20 protein-coding genes and 2 tRNA genes are annotated in these 20,241 nt (G+C 68.9%); 3 read left to right on the top strand and 19 right to left on the bottom strand.

Going from position 1 to position 20,241, the window contains the following annotated elements:
- Positions 1 to 156, bottom strand: coding sequence for a hypothetical protein (locus tag AC1DB1_RS07180; RefSeq protein ID WP_477200277.1), 156 nt, complete (start codon positions 154 to 156; stop codon positions 1 to 3).
- A 61-nt stretch (positions 157 to 217) separates the two neighbouring features.
- On the bottom strand, positions 218 to 715 hold the full coding sequence (locus tag AC1DB1_RS07185; protein WP_387843501.1) for an FBP domain-containing protein: 498 nt from the start codon (positions 713 to 715) through the stop codon (positions 218 to 220).
- Between the two features lie 396 nt (positions 716 to 1,111).
- Here AC1DB1_RS07185 and AC1DB1_RS07190 point away from each other — a divergent pair, with 396 nt between their 5' ends.
- Complete coding sequence (locus AC1DB1_RS07190) at positions 1,112 to 1,939, top strand: MerR family transcriptional regulator (RefSeq protein ID WP_477200278.1); 828 nt, start codon at positions 1,112 to 1,114, stop codon at positions 1,937 to 1,939.
- Positions 1,940 to 1,991: 52 nt separating this feature from the next.
- On the opposite strand, the gene AC1DB1_RS07195 is transcribed toward AC1DB1_RS07190, so the two are convergent.
- The 3 genes from AC1DB1_RS07195 to AC1DB1_RS07205 form a co-directional block, all read right to left on the bottom strand.
- Positions 1,992 to 2,065: transfer RNA gene (locus AC1DB1_RS07195), tRNA-Ile, on the bottom strand.
- A 12-nt stretch (positions 2,066 to 2,077) separates the two neighbouring features.
- A complete protein-coding gene (locus tag AC1DB1_RS07200) occupies positions 2,078 to 3,340 on the bottom strand; it encodes a glycosyltransferase (RefSeq protein WP_271178607.1) in 1,263 nt (420 codons plus the stop codon).
- A gap of 91 nt (positions 3,341 to 3,431) precedes the next feature.
- A complete protein-coding gene (locus AC1DB1_RS07205) occupies positions 3,432 to 4,412 on the bottom strand; it encodes a DMT family transporter (RefSeq protein WP_271178606.1) in 981 nt (326 codons plus the stop codon).
- A gap of 40 nt (positions 4,413 to 4,452) precedes the next feature.
- On the opposite strand from AC1DB1_RS07205, the gene def reads away from it, so the two are divergent.
- Positions 4,453 to 5,019: a peptide deformylase gene (gene def, locus AC1DB1_RS07210; RefSeq protein ID WP_477200279.1), complete on the top strand. Its 567-nt coding sequence runs from the start codon at positions 4,453 to 4,455 to the stop codon at positions 5,017 to 5,019.
- 30 nt (positions 5,020 to 5,049) lie between these two features.
- Here def and AC1DB1_RS07215 read toward each other — a convergent pair whose 3' ends face one another.
- Positions 5,050 to 5,649: a TetR/AcrR family transcriptional regulator gene (locus tag AC1DB1_RS07215; protein ID WP_271178604.1), complete on the bottom strand. Its 600-nt coding sequence runs from the start codon at positions 5,647 to 5,649 to the stop codon at positions 5,050 to 5,052.
- A 54-nt stretch (positions 5,650 to 5,703) separates the two neighbouring features.
- Here AC1DB1_RS07215 and AC1DB1_RS07220 point away from each other — a divergent pair, with 54 nt between their 5' ends.
- Positions 5,704 to 6,507, top strand: coding sequence for a class I SAM-dependent methyltransferase (locus AC1DB1_RS07220; protein WP_477200280.1), 804 nt, complete (start codon positions 5,704 to 5,706; stop codon positions 6,505 to 6,507).
- 58 nt (positions 6,508 to 6,565) lie between these two features.
- On the opposite strand, the gene AC1DB1_RS07225 is transcribed toward AC1DB1_RS07220, so the two are convergent.
- The 13 genes from AC1DB1_RS07225 to dnaG form a co-directional block, all read right to left on the bottom strand.
- Complete coding sequence (locus tag AC1DB1_RS07225) at positions 6,566 to 7,477, bottom strand: sensor histidine kinase (protein ID WP_477200281.1); 912 nt, start codon at positions 7,475 to 7,477, stop codon at positions 6,566 to 6,568.
- 118 nt (positions 7,478 to 7,595) lie between these two features.
- On the bottom strand, positions 7,596 to 7,931 hold the full coding sequence (locus tag AC1DB1_RS07230) for an SHOCT domain-containing protein (protein ID WP_271178601.1): 336 nt from the start codon (positions 7,929 to 7,931) through the stop codon (positions 7,596 to 7,598).
- A gap of 128 nt (positions 7,932 to 8,059) precedes the next feature.
- A complete protein-coding gene (locus AC1DB1_RS07235) occupies positions 8,060 to 8,722 on the bottom strand; it encodes a response regulator (RefSeq protein ID WP_271178600.1) in 663 nt (220 codons plus the stop codon).
- The gene (locus tag AC1DB1_RS07240) at positions 8,719 to 9,945 is read right to left on the bottom strand and encodes a sensor histidine kinase (protein ID WP_477200282.1); all 1,227 of its coding nucleotides are present in this window, start codon (positions 9,943 to 9,945) and stop codon (positions 8,719 to 8,721) included. Before AC1DB1_RS07240 ends, AC1DB1_RS07235 begins: the two co-directional genes overlap by 4 nt.
- 94 nt (positions 9,946 to 10,039) lie before the next feature.
- Positions 10,040 to 10,252, bottom strand: coding sequence for a hypothetical protein (locus tag AC1DB1_RS07245; protein ID WP_477200283.1), 213 nt, complete (start codon positions 10,250 to 10,252; stop codon positions 10,040 to 10,042).
- 169 nt (positions 10,253 to 10,421) lie between these two features.
- Positions 10,422 to 10,494 (bottom strand) — tRNA-Asn (locus AC1DB1_RS07250).
- An 83-nt stretch (positions 10,495 to 10,577) separates the two neighbouring features.
- A complete protein-coding gene (locus tag AC1DB1_RS07255) occupies positions 10,578 to 11,633 on the bottom strand; it encodes a D-isomer specific 2-hydroxyacid dehydrogenase family protein (RefSeq protein WP_477200284.1) in 1,056 nt (351 codons plus the stop codon).
- Between the two features lie 29 nt (positions 11,634 to 11,662).
- Positions 11,663 to 12,517 (bottom strand): ATP-binding cassette domain-containing protein, encoded by an 855-nt coding sequence (locus AC1DB1_RS07260; RefSeq protein WP_271178596.1) that lies wholly within the window; start codon positions 12,515 to 12,517, stop codon positions 11,663 to 11,665.
- Positions 12,518 to 12,526: 9 nt separating this feature from the next.
- On the bottom strand, positions 12,527 to 14,218 hold the full coding sequence (locus AC1DB1_RS07265; protein WP_477200285.1) for an ABC transporter ATP-binding protein: 1,692 nt from the start codon (positions 14,216 to 14,218) through the stop codon (positions 12,527 to 12,529).
- Positions 14,215 to 15,309, bottom strand: a complete 1,095-nt coding sequence (locus AC1DB1_RS07270) for an ABC transporter permease (protein ID WP_477200286.1) — start codon at positions 15,307 to 15,309, stop codon at positions 14,215 to 14,217. Before AC1DB1_RS07270 ends, AC1DB1_RS07265 begins: the two co-directional genes overlap by 4 nt.
- Position 15,310: 1 nt before the next feature.
- Positions 15,311 to 16,408 carry an ABC transporter permease gene (locus AC1DB1_RS07275; protein ID WP_271178593.1) on the bottom strand — a complete coding sequence of 366 codons (1,098 nt, stop codon included), beginning with the start codon at positions 16,406 to 16,408 and terminating at the stop codon, positions 15,311 to 15,313.
- A gap of 95 nt (positions 16,409 to 16,503) precedes the next feature.
- Positions 16,504 to 18,138, bottom strand: coding sequence for an ABC transporter substrate-binding protein (locus tag AC1DB1_RS07280; protein ID WP_271178592.1), 1,635 nt, complete (start codon positions 18,136 to 18,138; stop codon positions 16,504 to 16,506).
- Between the two features lie 199 nt (positions 18,139 to 18,337).
- Positions 18,338 to 20,200, bottom strand: a complete 1,863-nt coding sequence (gene dnaG / locus AC1DB1_RS07285; RefSeq protein WP_271178591.1) for a DNA primase — start codon at positions 20,198 to 20,200, stop codon at positions 18,338 to 18,340.
- Positions 20,201 to 20,241 lie beyond the last annotated feature (41 nt).

Consider the following 20,241-nt stretch of genomic DNA (forward strand, 5'->3'; position numbering starts at 1 on the left):
TCAGTCCGCCAAGGGATCGCCTGTGGTGTCCTGCTCGGTGAAGCCCATCGTGAGCGACCGTGGACTCTCCGCGACGCCGCCGCGCGCCGAGCACCCGGAGACGACGAGGGCGACCGAGATCGCCGCAGCACCGAGCAGACTCCATCGCGTGCGCATCCGTGCCTCCTGAACCGACAGGTTTCGAGACGAAAAGTGCGATCGAGCGCCAGATTACTCGCTAGGCGCCGACACCGTGCAGCACCGACAGCGCGAAGCTGCGTGCGCGCTCCCGGAGCACCGCCATGCGCTCCTCCCGCGCCGCCTCGACATCGAAGCCGATGTACGCCATCGGCGGCCGCTTGCGGACGTTTACCGAGCATCCGAAGTCGGCGCAGACGAGCGTGCCGACCGTGTCGCCGTTGCGGCCGGCCTGACCGGCGCGCTTGGCGCTGTAGAAGACGACGTCGTTCGACAGGTTCACGTCTTGGCACCACGAGCACTGCGGGCGCGCGAGGGCGCGAGCCTCCGTGGGACGCAGCAGGAGGCCGACGGGCGAGCCGTCGAGTTCGACGATGGCATAGCTTCGGCTCGGAACCTTGCGGTCGCGCCAGCCCAGGTAGTCATGGGCGTCCCAGTCGATGGTCGCGAAATCGGCGGGGAGGGTCAGGTCGGAGACCTCCTTGCGGGAGGCGTTGACGAAGGACGAGCGGATGGACTGTTCGGTCAGGGGAATCATGAGTGTGCACCTTGGGATCGTCGGCCGGATGGGCGTGCCCGGTCGGCCGTGCAGGCGTCGGCGGGGCGCAGCCCGGGACGCAGGGTTCGAAGCAGCGGCAGATGCCGCTCCCCGCCGAGAGCCGGCGAGGTGGAGGACGAACGCGGTGTCGCTATCTCGCGTCGGCGAAGAACACGCCGACGACCTCCTGACGCCCCGAGGGCAGCGAGAGCGAGAGCTGGATGAACACCCGGCGAGCCTATCACCGCCCGCCGCGCGCCTCCCTGGCGCCATTCGTTGAGGGGTGCCGAATGCGTCTAAACACGCCGGCCAATGGCGTATTCGCCACCCTTCAACGAATCGCGGCGGCTTTCGTTTGACTCTCACACTGTGTCATGGTCGAACGTGGCTTCCACTATGTACACCATCGGAGAGTTCGCCGCCTTCGGGCGGGTCAGCGTGCGGATGCTGCGGCACTACGACGCGATCGGGCTGTTGCCGCCCGCTCGAGTCGACGAGCGCACCGGGTACCGCCAGTACTCGAACGCCCAGCTGCGTCGTCTGCTGAGAATCGTCGAGCTCCGCCAGCTGGGTGTCGGCCTGGACCGCATCGCCACCGTCTTCGCAAGCGACGAGGACGACGACGCTGCGCTCCGGGACGCCCTCGAGGCGCGGCTCGCCGAACTCGAGGACTCCGTGGCCGACGACACCGCGCGTCTCGCCCGGATCCGGCGACGTCTCCGACTACTGGAAGGAACGGAAACCATGTCAGAAGCAGTCACTTATCGCACCGTCGAGCCCGTCACCGTCTACGCCGTCACAGGTGTGTCTCCGGGGATGGGTCCGGAGAACGTCGGCCCCGTCGTCGGTCCGCTGATCGAGCGGCTCGACCGCGTGCTGGTCGACGCCGGGCGCGCGATCGTCGAGCCGGCGATCTTCTGGTACGAGCCGGGCGAGGGCGGCGACGATCTCGCCGTGAACGTCTCGTACCACGCCGAGCCGACGCCTCTGCCGGGCGACGGCTACCAGGTCGTCGAACTCCCCGGGATCGAGACGGCCGCCACGATCGTCCACCGCGGCGACATGTCCGGCATCGGCGACACCTGGTCGGCACTCGTCGATCAGTTGACTGGTGACGGCTACCGGATGACCGGCCCCAGCCGCGAGGTCTACCTCAAGGCGAACGGCCACATCCCGCAGCCCGACTGGGTCACCGAGCTGCAGGTTCCCGTCGAGCGCGCCTGAGAGCGCTCGCGGCGTTGCCGTGGCCGTGGCATCGAGTCCGGCGGCTCATCAGTAGGGCGGACGGGACTTGAACCCGTGACCGGCGGATTATGAGTCCGATGCTCTAACCAGCTGAGCTACCGCCCCGTGTGCCGGCGTCTACTCGGACGTCGGCACCGATGGGGCCGCTTCCGTCACCGGGTCGGCCACCGGCTCACCACGATACAGGCTTTCGAATGTCGAGATCGTGGTCTGGATGTCGTGTGCCGCGACGATGCGCAGCGACCCGCGCTTGAGCACATCCAGCTCCTCCTTGGGGAGGGTGAGCACGTGCTCGAGCTTCGTCGCCAGGTCGTCGACATTGCCCGGATCGAAGAGGTAGCCGTTCTCGCCGTCGCGCACCAGGTGCGGCAGCGCCATCGCGTTCGCCGCGACGACCGGGAGGGCGGAGGCCATCGCCTCCATGGTCGCGATCGACTGCAGCTCGGCGATGGACGGCATCGCGAACACGGATGCCCGCGTGTACGCCTGGCGGAGCTGCTCGTCGGTCACGTAGCCGGTGAAGGTCACGCGGTCGGCGATGTTCAGCGTCTCGGCGAGGTTCTGCAGGTTCTTCAGCTGATCGCCGCCGCCGACGATCTCCAGCTTCGTGTCGAGCGAGGCGGGCAGCGCGGCGACGGCCTTGAGCAGAACGTCGATCTGCTTCTCGCCCGTGACCCGGCCGACGAACAGGATGCGGTTCTCGGTGCGCTCACCGAAGTCGGGCGTGTAGTTGTGGGCGTCGATGCCGCAGGAGATCGCGTGCACGCCGCGCAGACCGGTGAACTTCTCGAGGAAGTCCGCGGCCTTGCGCGTCGGCGTGGTCACGGCCTCGGCGCGCCCGAAGGTGCGTCGTGCCGCCTTCCAGGCGAGCCCGATCGCCCACTCCTGGATCCAGCGCGGCAGGAGCGTGAACTCCAGCATGTTCTCCGGCATGAAGTGGTTCGTGCCGATGATCCGGATGCCGCGCTTCTTCGCCTCGACGGAGAGTCCGCGACCGACGACGATGTGCGACTGGAAGTGGACGACGTCCGGCTTGACCTCGTCGATGATCCTGGCGCTGTTCTGCTTGATGCGCCACGGGATGGCGAATCGCAGCCAGTCGTGCGGGTACCAGCGCCAGCTGTACAGGCGGTGGGCCGTCATCGTCTGGCCCTCGTGCTCCTCCTGCCAGGTGCCGTGCTTGCGAGAGGCGGCGGGGGCGACGATGTGCACGTCGTGGCCGCGGGAGACGAGGCCGGCGGCGAGGCGCTCGGCGAAGCGTGCGGCGCCGTTGACGTCGGGCGCGAAGGTGTCGGCGCCGATCAGCACCGTCAGGGGTTTCTTGGCCGCGCCGGCCGGCTGGGCGGGCGTGGAGCTATGCGGTCCGCTCGAATCGGGCACGAAGTTGGTTCCCTACGTTTGTGGGCCGGGACAGGAATCCGGCGAAGGTCGTCGCTAACGCCGATCGGGGTCGACCGGCTGATTCAGTCGCTTAGTCTAAGCCGGAATCCGGCGTTCTGTCCGAAAGCGTGGCCGCGACCGGCGCGCCTTCCAGGCCCGGCTCGAGCGATTGCGGGTGGTGCCTGGCGAGCATGAAGACCCCGTAGATGGCGACCGCGCCCGTGAGGACGAAGCCGATCATCGCCCACCAGGGCGCCTGGGCGGCCTCGTCGAGGATCAGGATGCCGATGGTCACCGCGACCAGCGGGTCGATCACGGTAAGACCGGCGATGACGAGATCGGGTGGCCCCGACGAGTACGCGTTCTGCACGAAGTACGCGCCGAGTGCCGCGGCGATCAGCAGTCCGACGATGCAGAGTACGAGAAGACCATCCCACTCGCCGTCGCTGATGCGTGCGATGACGACCTTGGCGAGGGTGGCCACGAAACCATAGAGCACCCCAGCACCGACGATGTAGATCAGCGCCTTGAACCGGGAGCGCAGGAAGAAGAAGCACACCCCGAACGCCACGAGCACGATGGCGAGGATCACCAGGATCTCGATCAGCGCCCGATTCGTCACGGGCAGGTCTCTCGCGGTGAAGGCGGCCAGGATGGCGAACGCACCGACGCCGCCGACGCAGAGCGAGATGGCGATGATCGACTGCCGGTTGAGTTTCACGTGCGTGACGCGCGCGTTCAGGATGGCCGTGACGACGAGAGCGATCGCCCCCAGCGGCTGCACCACGATGATGGGCGCGAGGGTCAGGCTGACGAGCTGGAACACGATCGCCAGGCCGAGCATCAGCGTGCCGACGACCCACGACGGCCGCGCGAGCAGTCTGCCGAGCTGAGCCACGTCGAGGCCGGAGGACGCCTCATGGGTCATCGCTTCGACCTTGGCGACACCGTGATGCTGCAGTTGGGCGCCGACCGACAGGAAGCAGGCGCCGATGAGAGCGATCGGGATTCCGAGGAATGCGCTCGGTTGAAGCGCGACCTCGCCCGTCACCGCCGTCAACACCGTATCCACCCCACGACCCTACCCAGTTTCATGCCGATATTCTTGCTGAATGGCCGTCCTCCCCATCCGGATCTCCGGAGATCCCGTGCTCCACTCCCCCGCAGCCCCCGTCACCGATTTCGACGACGGCCTGCGCACGCTCGTCGCCGACATGTTCGAGACGATGGATGCCGCTCCCGGGGTCGGCCTCGCCGGGCCGCAGGTGGGCGTGCCGCTTCGTCTCTTCGTCTACGGCTGGACCGACGATGACGACGTGTCGCATCGCGGCGTGGCGATCAATCCGGTGCTGTGGATCACCCCGACCTCGACGGACGAGCTCGACGAAGACGAGGAGTCGGAGGGCTGCCTGTCATTCCCGGGTGAGCGGTTCCCGCTGCGGCGCTCAGCCAACGCCATCCTGCGGGCGGTGGATCTCGACGGCGAGCCGTTCGAGGTGCACGCCGACGGTTGGCTCGCCCGCATCTTCCAGCACGAGTACGACCACCTCGACGGAACCCTCTACGTCGACCGTCTCACGCAGCCGTACGGCAAAGCGGCCGCGAAGGCGTCGCGCAAGAGCAGCTGGGGCGTACCCGGGCTGAGCTGGCTTCCTGGACGCGACCACCTCGAGGACTGACGGCTGCGTCCGCCGAGGTGCTGTAGTCGGTCAGGGGCGCGCGCCGGGTTCGGCGCCGACGATGATCGACTCGACCACTTCTTCGACGGCGTCGGCATCGGGCAGACCGCCGAGTTCCCCGGCGAAGAGCAGGTGCCCTGTGCCGATCAGGGTGAATGCCAGTGCGTCGGGGTCCGCCTGCGGGGTCAGCCGTCCGAGGCGGCGCTCCGCCGTCAGGTAGCGCGAGAGCACTGCGGATGCCTCGGTGACGATGGGGACGCCACGCGGGGTCGTCTGGCGCAGCCGGCCGCGCAACTCCTCCCGGAAGCCGATGACGGCGATCAACCCCAGATCGATCGGGGTGAAGATCCGGGTGAGCGCATCGGCGATGGTGGAGACGACGCGTTCCCGCCCGACGGATGCGTCGAGCCGAGTGGCCTCCTGATCGAGCAGCGCGATGCGGTCGCGGATCAGCTCGGCGAGGAAATCGTCGAAGTCGGCGAAATGGCGATGCAGCACGCCTTTGGCGACCCCCGCCTCATCCGTCACCGCGCGACTGGTGAGTCCGCTCACGCCGTCCCTCGCGACGACGCGCTCGGCCGCGGCGAACAGTTGTGCCCGCGCGTCCCGCAGAGCGACTCCGGTCGGCATGCACGTCTCCTCGGCTACTGGATTAATGGGCGACCGCCCACTTAGAGTGGGCGCATGGCCACTCTAACGCCGGATCCCGCACCGCACCGCCACCGCGAGATCGCCGAATCCTTCGGTGCCGAGGCGGCACGCTACGACCGCGCCCGCCCGCATTACCCGCAGGCGGTCGCCGACGCTGTGCTGGACGGCCTGCCGGGCCGCCGCGTGCTCGATGTCGGAATGGGCACCGGCATCTCTGCGCTGCCATTCGACGAGGCGGGGGCGCACATCGTCGGGGTCGAGGTCGATCCGCGCATGGCTGAGCTCGCACGCTCGCGCGGCTTCCAGGTCGAGGTCGCTCGTTTCGAGGACTGGAATGCTGCCGGACGCGTCTTCGATGCCGTGATCGCTGGACAGACTTGGCACTGGATCGACCCGTCGGCCGGTGCAGCCAAAGCGGCGAGCGTGCTCGCGACTGGTGGCCGGCTCGCCCTGTTCTGGAACGTCGCAGACCCCGAACCGGAGATCGCCGCGGAGTTCGCTGCCGTCTACCGGTCCGTGGAGACAGGACTGCCGTTCACGCCGTGGGCCGCACCGGCTCTCGACGGTTACGACGCCATCACCGGAGCAGCGATCGCGGGCATCCGGGCCACCGCTGCCTTCGCGGAGCCGCGCCGGCTGCGCTTCGATCGGCAGACCGCGATCACCGGGGAGGCGTGGCTCGATCAGGTTCCCACCATGGGCGGCCACAACCGCATCCCCCGCGAGAGCCTCACCGAACTCCTCGACGGGCTCGCACGGGTGGTCGACGACCACGGCGGAAGCTTCACCATGAACTACGCCACCGTGGTCATCCTCGCCGACCGCATCGCAGTGTGAACTGCCCGGCGGCGCCGAGCACTGTGCGCTGCCAGGCGACGCCGAGGGCCGACGGGCCTCAGCGGCCCAGGTCGACCCCGTGCACGCCATTGTGGAAGCGCAGCGACGGGAAGACCGCCGACACCGAGAACCCCACTCCGGGCACGGTGTGCGCGTTCAGGATGCCGCCGAACAGTGCGGAACGCTCCCGCATCTCGGTGAGGCCGGCGCCCTCGAAGCGCTCGGTGAGCGCCCGCAGGTCGTCGTCGATCGTGTACTGCGTCGCCTGATCGACCTCGTCGGGGCTGAGGCCGGCGCGGCGGGCGGCCGACCGGATGCCGTCGTCGTCGACGCTCACCTGCAGGCCCTCGTCCGTCCAGGCGAAGCCGACGGCGACCGCCGTGCCGGTCCCGCCGTGCCGGAGCGCGTTCTCGAGGCTGCCCTGCAGGATGCGGAACACGGCGAGCTCGGCGCCGGGCCGCAGGTCGAATCGCTCGCCGGTCTCGGTGAAGGTCACATCGAGTCCGGCGTCTCGCATCACACGGAACAGGTCGCGGGCGGAGTGCAGGCTGGGCTGCGGCATCGCCGCCGACTCGCCCTCGCGCACGACCGACTGCGCGCGGCGCAGATCGGCCAGGGCATCCCGGGCGAGCGTCTCGAGCGTGCCCGCCGACCGTGTGGCCGCCTCCGGGTCGCTCGCCGCGGCGTACCGGATGCCTTCGGCCTGTGCGACCAGCCGGGAGACCGCCTGCACGGCGACGTCCTGCAGCTCGCGGATGATGCGGAAGCGTCCGGCGTGCTCCGCGAGCTCGAGTTCGCGGTCGATGCGGTCCCACTCGGACTCGCTGCGGTCGTCGCGCTGCCGGCGGAGCAAGCGTGCGGCGCGCAGCCAGAGGATCAGCAACACGATGACGGCCAGGAGGAGCACGCCGCCGACGATGCCGGCGGCGATCACGAGGCCTCGTGCGTCGGGTGACGACAGAGCGTCCATGACAGTCCCTTCGGGCCGCTACGGGGGAACGGCCCGAACGAGCTTACCCGGCAGACGTGCGGGCGCACGGCGAACGGCGGCCGCGCCGGATGACGCGACCGCCGTTCGGGGCTGCGACTCAGGCGCTGTCGCCGCGGTTGGCGCGAAGGACCTCGAGCCGGGCGCGGTACTCGACCTCGTCGATGTCACCCTGCGCGAAGCGCTCCGCGAGCGTGCTCTCGGCCGAGCGCGAGGCGGCTCCCGGACCGTAGCCGCCGCCGTAGGGGCCGTAACCGCCGCGGGCTGCAGCCGCACGGCGCCAGCGACGCCCGGCGAAGGTGAAGATGAGCACGAAGACGGCGATCCAGAACAGCGGGATCAGCAGGAACAGCCAGCCGAAGCCGGCGCCCCACGGTCCCACCCAGGGTCCGCCCCAGTGGGCTGCGACGTTCGCAGCGGCGAGTGTGCTGAGCATGGTGGTCATCCAATCGGTGAACGCGGTCCGCACGATTCGCGGACCATCCACTCAAGCGTCGCCGGATCGGCTGTTCGGCGAATCCGCCCCGTGGAGTGAATGGCCGTACTCCGCAGGGAGCAGTGCGGCTACTGCCAGCCCGCCTGCACGAGGCCGGTCTCGTAGGCGACCACGACGAGGTGCACGCGATCGCGGGCGTCGAGCTTCGTCATGATGCGCGAGACGTGGGTCTTCGCGGTGAGGGGGCTCAGGAACAGCCGTTCGCCGATCTCCCCGTTCGTCAGTCCCTGGCCGACCAGCGTGAGCACCTCGCGCTCGCGTTCGGTCAGCCCGGCGAGGGCGTCGGATGCCGGCGCCGGCTTCAGACCACCGGCGACGCGCTCGAGCAGTCGGCGCGTGACGCCCGGCGAGAGCAGCGCGTCTCCCGCGCTGGCCACCCGCACGGCTCGGATCAGGTCGACGGGCTCGGTGTCCTTCACGAGGAACCCGCTCGCGCCGGCCGAGATGGCCTGTGCGACGTACTCGTCGAGCTCGAAGGTGGTCACGATGACGATGTGCGTCCCCGACAGCGCGGGATCGCGCACGATCTGCTCCGTGGCCCAGAGTCCGTCTCCGTCGGGCATCCGGATGTCCATCAGCACGACATCCGGTTTCGTCGCGGTCGCGAGGGCGACCGTCTCGGTGCCGGTCGAGGCCTCCCCCACGATGTCGATGTCGGGCTCGGCTTCGAGCAGCGCGCGGAACCCTGCACGCACCAGATGCTGGTCGTCGGCGAGGAGCACCCGGATCACGACACACCCCAGGTGCTGATCGGTCCGGTGGCGGCGGCCGTGCGGTGCGGGAAGTGCGCGGTGACCGTGACGCCGTGCGGCTGTCCGTCGTCGTCGCGCACGGTGACCGCCTTGAAGCGGCCTCCGAGCAGCTCGGCACGCTCGCGCATTCCGAGCATGCCCTTGCCGCCCTGCAGGGTGGTCTCGGGGAGCCCGCGACCGTCGTCGGTGACGGTCACGACGTACTCGCCGGCGGTCTCGGTGAGGTCGATGCGCACCGTGGTGGCCTGTGCGTGGCGGCCGATGTTCGTCAGTGACTCCTGCACGATCCGGTAGATCGCGAGCTGGATGGCCGGGCTCGGAACGCTGGAGAGTCGTTCGTCGTACCGCACCTGGAGTCCGGCGCGCGTGTACGTCTCGACGAGCACCGGGATGCGCTGCAGGTCCGGTTCGGGCGTGCGGGCGGCCGGTCCGCCCTCGGAGCGGAGAAAGCCGAGGACGCCACGCACCTCCTCGAGCGCCTGGCTGCTCGTGGTCTTGATGGCGGCCAGACTCTCCTTCGCCTTGTCCGGCCGGGTGTCGAAGAGGTGGAGGCCGACTCCCGCCTGCACGCTGATCTGGGAGAGCGAGTGCGCGAGCACGTCGTGCAGCTCGCGCGCGATGCGCAGGCGCTCCGCCTCGGCGGCGGCCTCGCGGCGCGCGGCGAGCGTTCGGGAGACCTCGCGGTACCGCTCCCTGCGGCCGCGGATGGCCTCACCCGCTCCCACCAGCAGGCACAGGATGAGCGCGATGATCAGGGGCCGGATGATAGCGGTCGGATGCCCGACCAGCAGGTACGCGCCGAGCGGGCCGAGCACCGCGAGCCCGGCGAGGGTCCACCAGGCCCAGACCCGCGCCCCACGCACCACGGCGCTCACAACGGCGAGGGCGAGCGGAACCGCGGTGAACGGCGGCCCCGTGGTGATCGCGATCGCCGGAGCGCAGAGCACGGCGACGGCGGCGACGACGGGACCCGGATGCTGACGTGCCGCGAGCAGCACGAACGACGAGGCGAACGCGAGCAGGACGAACGCGAGCGTCAGTGGATCGGCCCGGGCATCGTGCACGGCGATGACCACGCCGGGGAGCTGGAACAGCGCGGCCACGACGACCGGGAACCACCGGGCACCCGGCGGGCGGCGACGCCCCTCCCAGCCGGTGCCCGCGCGCGCGAACCACGTCTCATCGTTCGCATTCAGGGGCATCTGCCCATGCTAACCAGCGGCGCTGGATGCTCCATCCGCCGCTGGGCGCTTTACGGGTACTCCCGAGGGAGTACGCAGCGGACCTTCGGCGCGCTCACGGGTTGTGCTCGGCGTCGAATCCGCCGTCGTCGGGCTCCTCGTCGAAGATGATCCCGCCCGGCACCGCCAGCGCGATGTCGGAGGCCTCGTCTTCTCGGCTCTGAAGGTCTTCTGCGTCGTCGTCCTCGAAGTCGCGCAGCACGTCATCCGGATCGCCGCCGGCGCGCTCGTCGTCGCGCCACCGGCCATCGCCGTTGTCGATCGTCATGCGCCGAGCGTACGCGCGGGCGACGCGCGCGACCAGAGCACTCAGGTGAACATCCGGTGACGTCGGTCGCAATCGAATCCGGGCCCTCCCGCATATACCGGGCTCGACATATTGCGCCCACCAACGCGAAAAACCCCCGAACTCCGTGACGGAGTTCGGGGGTTCGTTGCTCCCCGACTTGGACTCGAACCAAGAACCTGCCGGTTAACAGCCGGCTGCTCTGCCAATTGAGCTATCGAGGAATGCTTGAATCAGCGTAGCTACTTTATCAACATTTCGCGCACCGCCAAATCGAGACCGAATCTCGCGCGCGTCGCCCGCGGAATCAGTAGCCGGCGGCGGGATCGACGAGCCCGACGAAGCGTCCGTCGTCCAGGAACGCACGGGTGTTCAGCCGGATCCGCTCGGCCAGCAACGGCGCCGTCATCTCGGGCGTGTCCGCCTGGTGCGGGGTGATCAGGCAGCGCGGCTCGTCCCAGAGCGGGTGGCCGTCGGGCAGGGGCTCCGGGTCGGTGACGTCGAGGCCGGCGCCGGCGATCTCGCCGGATGCGAGAGCGTCGACGAGGGCATCCGTGTCCACCAGCCCGCCCCGCGCGATGTTCACCAGGTACGCCGTCGACTTCATCGCGGCGAACTCGTCGCGACCGAGCAGGCCGCGTGTGCCGCCCGTGAGGGCGGCCGCCACCACGACGACGTCGGCCTCCGGCAGCACCGAGCCGAGTCCGTCGGCCGTCACCGTGCGCGCCGCTCCCGGCACGGCGTCGGGCGAGCGTCGCACGATCGTGATCTCGCAGCCGAACGGCTCGAGCAGCCGGATGAGCTCCAGTGCGATCCCGCCGGCGCCGATGATGACGACCTTCAGTCCGTAGAGCGAGCGCCCCTCCTGCTCGGTGGCCCAGGTGCGGGCGACCACGCGCTTCGGGAGCACGCGCAGCAGCGCGAGCGTGAGTGCGAGGGCGTGCTCGGCCACCGGCTGGGCGTACGCACCCTTCGCGCTCGTCCAGAGCAGCCCGGGCCGTGCCTCGGCGGCGAGGATGTCCGCGAAAGCATCGACACCGGCGTACGGCAGCTGCACCCAGCCGATCTGCGGATTCTTCTCGAGCAGGTCGGCGAGACCGGCCGCCTCCCGGTACGAGAGCCACACGACGCCCCGCGTCTCCGGAGAGGGGTCGGCGACCGTGCCTCCGCCGGCGCGCACGGCGTCGACGAACTGCTGCTCGGGATGCGGGAGCACGACGATGGGACCCGGCTGCGGGCGCTCCGCTGCCGGCACCTCGGTCACGTCGACCGCCAGCACGGCGCGGTGCTGTGAAGGGGCAGCGGTGGCGGACGAGGCGGAGGCGGAGTGGGAGGCGGAGTGGTTCGTCGGCTCTGCGGACATGCTGGTCTCCTTGATCGAGCGGTGGTGGGTCAGTCGGCGGTGGCCGGGCGCTGCGGGCGGCGCTCCGTACGCCGCGACGGCGGCTTCAGGGCCGTGGCGAGACCGGCGACGAACGGGTGCTCCGGCTTGGCGAGCACCTGTTCGATCGGGCCGTAGCCGACTACGCGGCCGCCCTGCAGCACCAGCGAGTTGGTGGTCGCCCGCCGCAGGACGGCGAGGTCGTGGCTGACGATGACGGCCGAGAAGTCCGCGTGGTCCTTCAGCTGACCGAGCAGGTCGATCACGGCATCCCGCACCGTCGCGTCGATGCCGGCGGTCGGCTCGTCTGCGACCAGCACGGACGGGCCGAGCACGAGTGCGCGGGCCAGTGCCACACGCTGCCGCTGGCCGGAGCTCAGCTCGTACGGGTACTTGCTCAGCACGCTGAGCGGCAGGTGGACGGTGTCGAGCATCGTGGCCGCGCGGGCGCCTGCCGTTCGCCGGCTGTAGCGCTCGTCACGCTCGAAGATCGGAAGTGCGACGTTCTCGGCGACGGTCAGCGACGGCTCCAGCGTGCTCGACGCGTTCTGGGCCAGATAGCCGACGTGGAAGGTCACCTCGGCGATGTCCCGCTTGCGCGCCTTCCGCATCGAGTGCCCGAGCACCGTGGCGTCGCCGCCGCTGACCCGGGGACCCGGCTCCGACGAGCGCGCGGGCAGGCCGCGCCCGGCGAGGATCGCCGCCAGCGTCGACTTGCCGGAACCGGTCTCGCCGAGCACCCCGAGCACCTCACCGACCTCGAGCCGGAAGCTCACTCCCCGCAGCGCGACACAGGACGCACTCGGCCCCTTGGCCGGATACTCGACGGACAGGTCACTGACGGCGATGGCGGGGCTGGAACTCACATATCGACCCTAAGCGCTCTGCGCCCGCAGCGCGCGCAAGGCCTCCCGCCGGTCGGCCTGTTCCACTGGATCCGGAACCGGGAGCGACGCCAGCAACCGCTGCGTGTACGGCTGCTGCGGGTTGCCGAGCACCTGAGCGCCCGTCCCCTCCTCGACCAGCTTGCCGCGATGCAGCACCGCGATCCGGTCCGCGAGGATGTCGACGACCGCCAGGTCGTGGCTGATGAAGAGCGAGGCGAAGCCGAACTCCTTCTGCAGCTCGGCGAAGAGCTCGAGCACGCGCGCCTGCACCGAGACGTCGAGGGCCGACGTGGGCTCGTCGGCGATCAGGAGCGTCGGCTCGAGGGCGAGCGCACGGGCCAGGCTGGCGCGCTGTCGCTGGCCGCCGCTGAGCTCGTGCGGAAACCGGTCGCCGTAGCTGCGCGGTAGTTGCACGGCTTCGAGCAGGTCGTTCACGCGCCCCCGAGCGGCCTGCGGGCTCGACGCCCGGCCGTGCACGACGAGCGGCTCCGCTACGCAGTCCGCGATCGTCAGCAGCGGATTGAAGCTCGACGCAGGGTCTTGGAAGACGAACCCGATGTCCGCGCGCACCGGCTTGAACCGGCGCTCCCGCACCCCGTTCATCTCGACGCCGAGAACCTTCAGCGAGCCTCCGGTGACCCGGTTGAGCCCGCCGATGGCGCGACCGATCGTCGTCTTGCCCGAACCGCTCTCACCGACCAGACCGAGCACCTCGCCGGCGCGGATCTCGAAGTCGACACCGTCGACCGCGACGAAGCCGGGACGGCCGAGACGGCCCGGGTACTGGATGCGCAGGCCCTCCGCCTTGACGACGGGCGCCGCGCTCTCCCACTCGACGCCGCGCGACGTCGCGCGATCCTGGGTGGATGCGCGCCCCTGGCCGATCTTCGGCACCGATGCGAGCAGGCGCCGCGTGTAGTCAGCCTGCGGGCTCGCGAACAGGGTCTTCGCGTCGGCCTCTTCGACCACCTTGCCCTGGTACATGACAGCGACGCGATCGGCCAGGTCGGCGACCACACCCATGTTGTGGGTGATCAGCACGATGGCGGCGCCGAACTCGTCGCGGCAGCGGCGCAGCAGGTCGAGGATCTCCGCCTGCACCGTCACGTCGAGCGCCGTCGTCGGCTCGTCCGCGACGATCAGCCCGGGGTTGAGCACGAGCGCCATCGCGATCACGATGCGCTGCTTCTGCCCGCCCGAGAACTGGTGGGGGTAGTAGTTGACCCGCTTCTCCGGCTCCGGGATGCCCACCCGCTCGAGGATCTCGATGGCCTGCGCGCGCGCCTCGCTCTTCGAGAGCTTCGCGTGCGCCTTGAGTCCTTCGGCGATCTGCCAGCCGACCGTGTAGACGGGGTTCAGCGCGGTGGACGGTTCCTGGAAGACCATCGCGACATCGCTGCCGCGCACCTCACGCAGCTCGCGCTTGCTCAGGCTGATGACATCCGCTTCGGTGGAGCCGTCCTTGCTCCGCAGGATCACCGCGCCGGAGGCCGTCGCCGTCTCGGGCAGGAGCCCCAGGATGGTCTTCGCCGTCACGGTCTTTCCGCTGCCGGACTCCCCCACGATCGCGAGCACCTCCCCGGGCGCGACCCGCAGGGTCACGTCGTCGACGGCCTTCACCGCGCCGGCGTCGGTCGAGAACGAGACTGCCAGGTTGTTGATCTGTACGACGTCGCTCATGGCTTGACCTCGATTCCGTGTTCGTCGAACGATTCGCCGTCTTCGAGACCGGCGAGTCCTCCCGGGCCCGCCTCGAGCGTGCCGCCCGGCACGACCGACGTCTCGGCGACGAGGCCGGAGGCCTTCGCGACCGCCCGGCGTCCGCGCAGGCGCGGGTCGGCGAGGTCGTTGAGGCTCTCGCCCACGAGCGTGATGCCGAGCACGGCGAGCACGATCGCGAGACCCGGGTACAAGGCGGTCCACCAGATGCCGCTGGTGACGTCGGCGAGCGACTTGTTGAGGTCGTAGCCCCACTCAGCCGCGGCCGTCGGCTCGATGCCGAAGCCGAGGAAGCCCAGGCCTGCGAGGGTCAGGATCGACTCCGAGGCGTTCAGCGTGAAGATGAGCGGCAGGGTGCGGGTCGAGTTGCGCAGCACGTGGCGGAACATGATCCGCCAGCTGCTCGCACCGATGACCTTCGCCGACTCGACGTACGCCTCGGCCTTGATCCGCACCGCTTCTGCGCGGATGACCCGGAAGTACTGCGGGATGAACACCACGGTGATCGAGATCGCGGCCGCCATGATGCCGCCCCACAGGCTGGACTGACCGCCGCTGATCGCGATCGCGACCACGATGGCCAGCAGCAGCGACGGGAACGCGAAGATCGCGTCGAGGATGACCACGAGCACGCGGTCGAGCCAGCCGCCGAAGTAGCCGGAGAGGAGTCCGACGGCGATGCCGATGAAGATCGAGAGCACGACGGCGACGATGATCACGAGCACGGCGGTCTGAGCGCCCCAGATCACGCGGGAGAAGACGTCGTACCCGCCGACGGTGGTGCCCCAGATGTGCTCGGGGCTCGGCGGCTCCTGCGCGCCGAACGGTCCCTGCGCATTGCGCAGCTGTGCGAAGCCGTACGGTGCGATCAGCGGTGCGAAGATCGCCACCAGGATGAAGATGCCCGTGATGACGAGGCCCGCGATGAGCATCCCCCGCTGGAGCCCGACGCTCTGGCGCAGCTGGTGGACGACCGGCAGGCGGTCCAGGATGCTCCGCTTGGGCGGACGCGGCGTGGTCGGGAGATCGGTCTGAACCGTTTCCGTCGACATGTCAGTACCTCACTCTCGGGTCGACAAGCGCGGCGATGATGTCCACGATGAAGTTGGTCAGGGCGACGATCACCGCGAGCAGCGCGACCATCCCCTGCACCGCCACGAAGTCGCGTGCCTGCAGGTAGTGCACCAGCTGGAAGCCGAGGCCCTTCCACTCGAACGTCGTCTCGGTCAGCACCGCGCCGCCGAGCAGGATGGCGATCTGCAGGCCGATGACCGTGATGATCGGAATCAGGGCCGGCTTGTAGGCGTGCTTGCGCACCAGGCGGTACTCGCTCACCCCGCGCGAGCGGGCGGCATCCACGTAGTCGGTCGAGAGCGTGCCGATCACGTTCGTGCGCACGAGGCGGAGGAAGACGCCGGCCGTCAGCAGGCCGAGGGTGACCGCCGGCAGCACGGCGTGGATCAGCACGTCGCCGACGACGGCGGGATCTCCCGTCTGGAAGGCGTCGATGAGGTAGATGCCGGTCTTGTTCGGGAGCGTCTGCATCTCCAGTTCGGAGCTGGTGGACGCGCGTCCGGCTACAGGGAGCCAGTTCAGCCAGATCGAGAAGATGAGCTTCAGCAGCAGGCCGGCGAAGAACACGGGGGTCGCGTAGCAGAGGATCGCGAAGATGCGCAGAGACGCATCCTTACCCTTGTCGCGGAAGTAGGCCGCGACCATTCCGAGCGGGATGCCGACGATGAACGCCACGATCAGCGCGTAGAACGCCAGCTCGAGGGTCGCCGCACCGTACGTGAGCAGCACCTGCGTCACCGGCTGGTTGTCGCTGAGGGTCGTTCCGAAGTTCCCCGTGAAGACGTTGCCGAGGTACTCGAAGTACTGGACGATCAGCGGCCGGTCGTATCCGGCCTGGTGGATGCGCTCGGCCAGCTGGTCGGGCGTGAGCTTGCCGCCGAGCGCCGCGGTGATCGGGTCGCCGGTCGCGCGCATGATGAAGAACACCACGGTGACCAGGATGAAGATGGTCGGGATGATGAGCAGCGCGCGTACGACGATGTACCGTGCGAGCCCACCTCCCGCCTTACGAGATTTGGGGGTTGCAGTGGGGCTTGCCGGCGCCGGCGCGGCGGGGCCCGTGACAGTCGCTGTCATTTCTACCAATCGTGAGTGTGCCGGAGTGCGAAGGGGCGACCCGCTTTCGCGAGCCGCCCCCAGCTTTCGGTCAGGCGATTCTAACCGCCGACGACCTAGCCCTTCGACAGGGCGGCGTACCGGAACTTGAACGAGCCGTCGAGCGTCTTGTCAGCGCCCGACACGGTCTTGCCGGTGATGGCCACCTGAGCACCCTGGAGCAGGGGCAGCGTGGACAGATCGGCTCCGACCTTCGCCTGGATCTCCTCGATCAGCTTGGTGCGAGCGGCCTTGTCGGTCGTTCCCAGCTGCTGGTCGATGAGCTTCTGCACCTCGGGGTTGTCGTAGTGGTTCACGAGGAAGTTGTCCTTCGCGAAGAACGGCGTGAGGTAGTTGTCAGCGTCCGAGTAGTCGGGGAACCATCCGAGCTGGTAGGCCGGGTAGGTGTCCTTGACACGGTCCTTGCTGTACTGCACGTACTCGGTCGACTGCAGGTTGACCTTGAACAGACCGCCCTGCTCCAGCTGGTCCTTCACCTGGGCATACTCGTCGGAGGACGAGGGGCCGTAGTGATCGGTGTTGTACTGGAGGTTGAGCGCCACCGGGGTGCTCACGCCGGCCGCCTGGAGAGCAGCCTTCGCCTTGTCGAGGCTGGGGCCGCCGTTGCCGTCGCCGTACAGGTCCTTGAGGACCGTCGTCGCACCGGTCAGACCGGACGGGACGAACGAGTACAGCGGGGTGTAGGTGTCCTTGTAGACCTGCTTGGCGATCGCGGCGCGGTCGACGAGGTCAGCAGCTGCCTGGCGCACGGCGAGGGCCTTCTTGGGGTCGGCCTGCGTGGTCTTGGCGCCGTACGGCATCGTGTTGAAGTTGAACACGATGTAGCGGATCTCTCCACCGGGGCCGTCGACGACCTTGACGTTCTTGTCCGTGCGCAGGCTCGCGATGTCGGTCGCGGAGAGGCTGCGGAACGCGACGTCGATGCCGCCCTTCTGGATGTCGAGCTTCATGTTCGACGCCTCGGTGTAGTACTTGACGTTGATCTTGTCCGTCGCCGGCTTGCCGAGCAGACCCTTGTAGCCCGAGTAGGCCTTGTAGGCGATCAGGTTGTTGAAGTCGTAGCTCGTGATGTCGTACTGGCCGGCGAAGGCGTGGCCCTTGACGATCGTGTTGTCCGGGGTGACCTTGTCGGCCGAGAAGACCTGCTCGTCGACGATCGGGCCGGCCGGGCTCGAGAGCACCTGTGCGAACGTCTGGTCGTTCGGCACCTTGAGGTGGAAGACGACCGTGGTCGGGTCCGTGGCCTCGACCGTGTCGATGTTCGCCAGCAGGTAGGCCGGACCGTTCGGGTCGTTGATCTTCTTCTGGCGGTCGAACGTGAACTTGACGTCGGACGAGGTCAGGTCGTGACCGTTCGCGAACTTCAGCCCGGGCTTCAGCTTGACGGTGTACTCGTTCGGCGAGGTGAACTCCGCGGACTCTGCGATGTCCGGCTTCACGTCGGCGGAGCCGTACGGGGAGTTCATGAGGAACGGGTACACCTGGTTCATCACGGCGAAGGAGCCGTTGTCGTACGAGCCGGCGGGGTCGATCGAGGTGATCTTGTCGGTCGTGCCGACGGTCAGCGAGCCGGAGCTGCCGGAGCCGGTGTTGTTGGCGTTCCCGGAGCAACCGGCGAGCACCAAGGCCGTCGCCGCGAGTGCGGCGGACACGGCCAGAAGGCGCTTGCCGCTGATGTGAGCGGATCTCATATCCGAATACCTCTTCCTGGTGTGGGGTCACCGATTCGGCAGACGCACGCGTGCCTCACTGCCGAATCACGTAGCCATATTCGTAACACGAAACGCGTCGCACGCATGCATCCGGATGGAGTTTGTAGCGCGATCTTTACATGCGCGCAATTTAACTGCGCACATTCGCGCAGGGCGCAGCGCCGTTGCGCAAAACGCGCTATTCTTCGCGCAACCTGCGTCGTTCGGTCTCAATCTGCATCATCGCGCGCCCGAGGGTCCGCGCGACCTCCGGGTCGTCCGTGCGGCGCAACCGCAGCTGCAGTTCCGCCTTCTCCCGCAGGAGGTCGCGCTCGATCAGCGCGCCGGCGACCGACCGCGCATAGGCGGTGAGATCGCCCATCTGCGGCACGGATGCCACGCTCAGCTCGTTCACGAGCGGAGCGAACGGCGCCGGCACCTCCGCCGCGACGCGGTCGACCCAACCGGGGTCGGCGAGCGTGGCAAGCTGGCTGGCGATGGCGTCCTTGACGACGCCGAGGGACGGATTCGTGAACGGGACCTGCATGACGCGCGCGGCGCGCTCGGCGCCGATCTCGTTCGGAAGCTGGAGAAGCACCATGAGGGTCTCGCGCTCTGTGCGCGACACCGGGTCGTTCGGCAGCTGGGCCAGGCCCGCCGCCGCCTGCACGGTCGGCTGCGCGCCGTTCGCGCCGCTCGTCGCGTTCTGCCCCTGCGGCGAACCGTTCTGGGCGGAGCGTTCGCCACGACGTGCTGCCTGCACCGCGCGGAGCGTGTCCTGCAGGTCGGCGCCGGAGAGCCGGGCCAGTTCGCGGGCATAGCCGTTCTGCGAGGCGGGGTCGCGGATCGTCGCCACGATGGGTGCTCCCCCGCGCATGGCCGACGTACGACCTTCCACCGTGTCGAGGTCGTAGCGGTCGACCACCTGACGGATCATGAACTCGAACATCGGCTTCTTCGCGTCGATCATGCGGCGCACCGCGTCGTCGCCTTTCGCGAGCCGCAGGTCGCACGGGTCGAGACCGTCCGGGCCCACCGCGACGTACGTCTGAGCCGAGAAGCGCTGCTCCTCCCCGAACGCGCGCGTCGCCGCCTTCTGGCCCGCCGCATCCGGGTCGAACGTGAAGATCACGGAGCCCTGGCTGTTGTCGTCGCCCATGACGCGCCGGATGACCTTGATGTGATCGACGCCGAAGGCCGTGCCGCAGGTCGCGACGGCGGTCGTGATGCCGGCGAGATGGCAGGCCATGACGTCGGTGTAGCCCTCGACCACTACGACCTGGTCGAGGCGGGAGACATCGCGCTTGGCGAGGTCGAGCCCGTAGAGCACCTGGGCCTTCTTGTAGACCGGCGTCTCCGGAGTGTTCAGGTATTTGGGGCCTTTGTCGTCGTCGAGCAGTCGCCGTGCGCCGAAGCCGATCGTCTGGCCGGTCAGGTCGCGGATCGGCCAGACGAGCCGCCCGCGGAACCGGTCGTAGACGCCGCGGTCGCCCTGTGAGACCAGCCCGGCCATCGTGAGCTCGTCGACCGTGAAGCCCTTGGAGCGGAGATGCTTGGTGAGCTCGTCCCAGCTCTTGGGCGCGAACCCGACCCCGAACTGTGCGGCGGCGTGCGAGTCGAAGCCGCGTTCGCCGAGGAACCGGCGTCCGACCTCGGCATCGGGGGCGGACAGGCGGGACCGGAAGAACTCTTCCGCGGCATTGTTGGCGGCAAGGAGGCGGGCGCGGTTGCCGTGCTCGGAGGGTCCGCCGCCGCCGTCCTCGTAGTGCAGGGTGAAGCCGATGCGCGCGGCCAGCCGTTCGACAGCCTCGGTGAAGGTGACGTGGTCGAGCTTCTGGAGGAACTCGTAGACGTCTCCGCCTTCGCCGCAGCCGAAGCAGTGGTAGCGGCCGACGCCCGGACGCACCTGGAAGCTCGGGCTCTTCTCGTCGTGGAACGGGCAGAGGCCTTTGAGGGCTCCGACACCGGCCGACTTGAGGCTGACGTGGTCGCCGACGATGTCGGCGATGTTGGTGCGGGCCTTGACCTCTTCGATGTCGCTCTGTCGAATCCGGCCGGCCATACATCGATTCTAGTGAGCCCGGGCCGACCTCGAGGGCCGCC

This window comes from Leifsonia sp. 10N434 (assembly GCF_056394405.1).

What these genes read in the sequence shown, in the direction of transcription:
- AC1DB1_RS07245 (WP_477200283.1), bottom strand. Translation starts at nt 10,252, where the DNA reads ATGACGATCGACAACGGCGATGGCCGGTGGCGCGACGACGAGCGCGCC.
- AC1DB1_RS07265 (WP_477200285.1), bottom strand. Translation starts at nt 14,218, where the DNA reads ATGAGCGACGTCGTACAGATCAACAACCTGGCAGTCTCGTTCTCGACC.
- AC1DB1_RS07220 (WP_477200280.1), top strand. Translation starts at nt 5,704, where the DNA reads ATGGCCACTCTAACGCCGGATCCCGCACCGCACCGCCACCGCGAGATC.
- AC1DB1_RS07185 (WP_387843501.1), bottom strand. Translation starts at nt 715, where the DNA reads ATGATTCCCCTGACCGAACAGTCCATCCGCTCGTCCTTCGTCAACGCC.
- dnaG (WP_271178591.1), bottom strand. Translation starts at nt 20,200, where the DNA reads ATGGCCGGCCGGATTCGACAGAGCGACATCGAAGAGGTCAAGGCCCGC.
- AC1DB1_RS07230 (WP_271178601.1), bottom strand. Translation starts at nt 7,931, where the DNA reads ATGCTCAGCACACTCGCCGCTGCGAACGTCGCAGCCCACTGGGGCGGA.
- AC1DB1_RS07225 (WP_477200281.1), bottom strand. Translation starts at nt 7,477, where the DNA reads ATGGACGCTCTGTCGTCACCCGACGCACGAGGCCTCGTGATCGCCGCC.
- AC1DB1_RS07190 (WP_477200278.1), top strand. Translation starts at nt 1,112, where the DNA reads ATGTACACCATCGGAGAGTTCGCCGCCTTCGGGCGGGTCAGCGTGCGG.
- AC1DB1_RS07180 (WP_477200277.1), bottom strand. Translation starts at nt 156, where the DNA reads ATGCGCACGCGATGGAGTCTGCTCGGTGCTGCGGCGATCTCGGTCGCC.
- AC1DB1_RS07255 (WP_477200284.1), bottom strand. Translation starts at nt 11,633, where the DNA reads ATGTCCGCAGAGCCGACGAACCACTCCGCCTCCCACTCCGCCTCCGCC.
- AC1DB1_RS07270 (WP_477200286.1), bottom strand. Translation starts at nt 15,309, where the DNA reads ATGTCGACGGAAACGGTTCAGACCGATCTCCCGACCACGCCGCGTCCG.
- AC1DB1_RS07275 (WP_271178593.1), bottom strand. Translation starts at nt 16,408, where the DNA reads ATGACAGCGACTGTCACGGGCCCCGCCGCGCCGGCGCCGGCAAGCCCC.
- def (WP_477200279.1), top strand. Translation starts at nt 4,453, where the DNA reads ATGGCCGTCCTCCCCATCCGGATCTCCGGAGATCCCGTGCTCCACTCC.
- AC1DB1_RS07215 (WP_271178604.1), bottom strand. Translation starts at nt 5,649, where the DNA reads ATGCCGACCGGAGTCGCTCTGCGGGACGCGCGGGCACAACTGTTCGCC.
- AC1DB1_RS07240 (WP_477200282.1), bottom strand. Translation starts at nt 9,945, where the DNA reads ATGCCCCTGAATGCGAACGATGAGACGTGGTTCGCGCGCGCGGGCACC.
- AC1DB1_RS07280 (WP_271178592.1), bottom strand. Translation starts at nt 18,138, where the DNA reads ATGAGATCCGCTCACATCAGCGGCAAGCGCCTTCTGGCCGTGTCCGCC.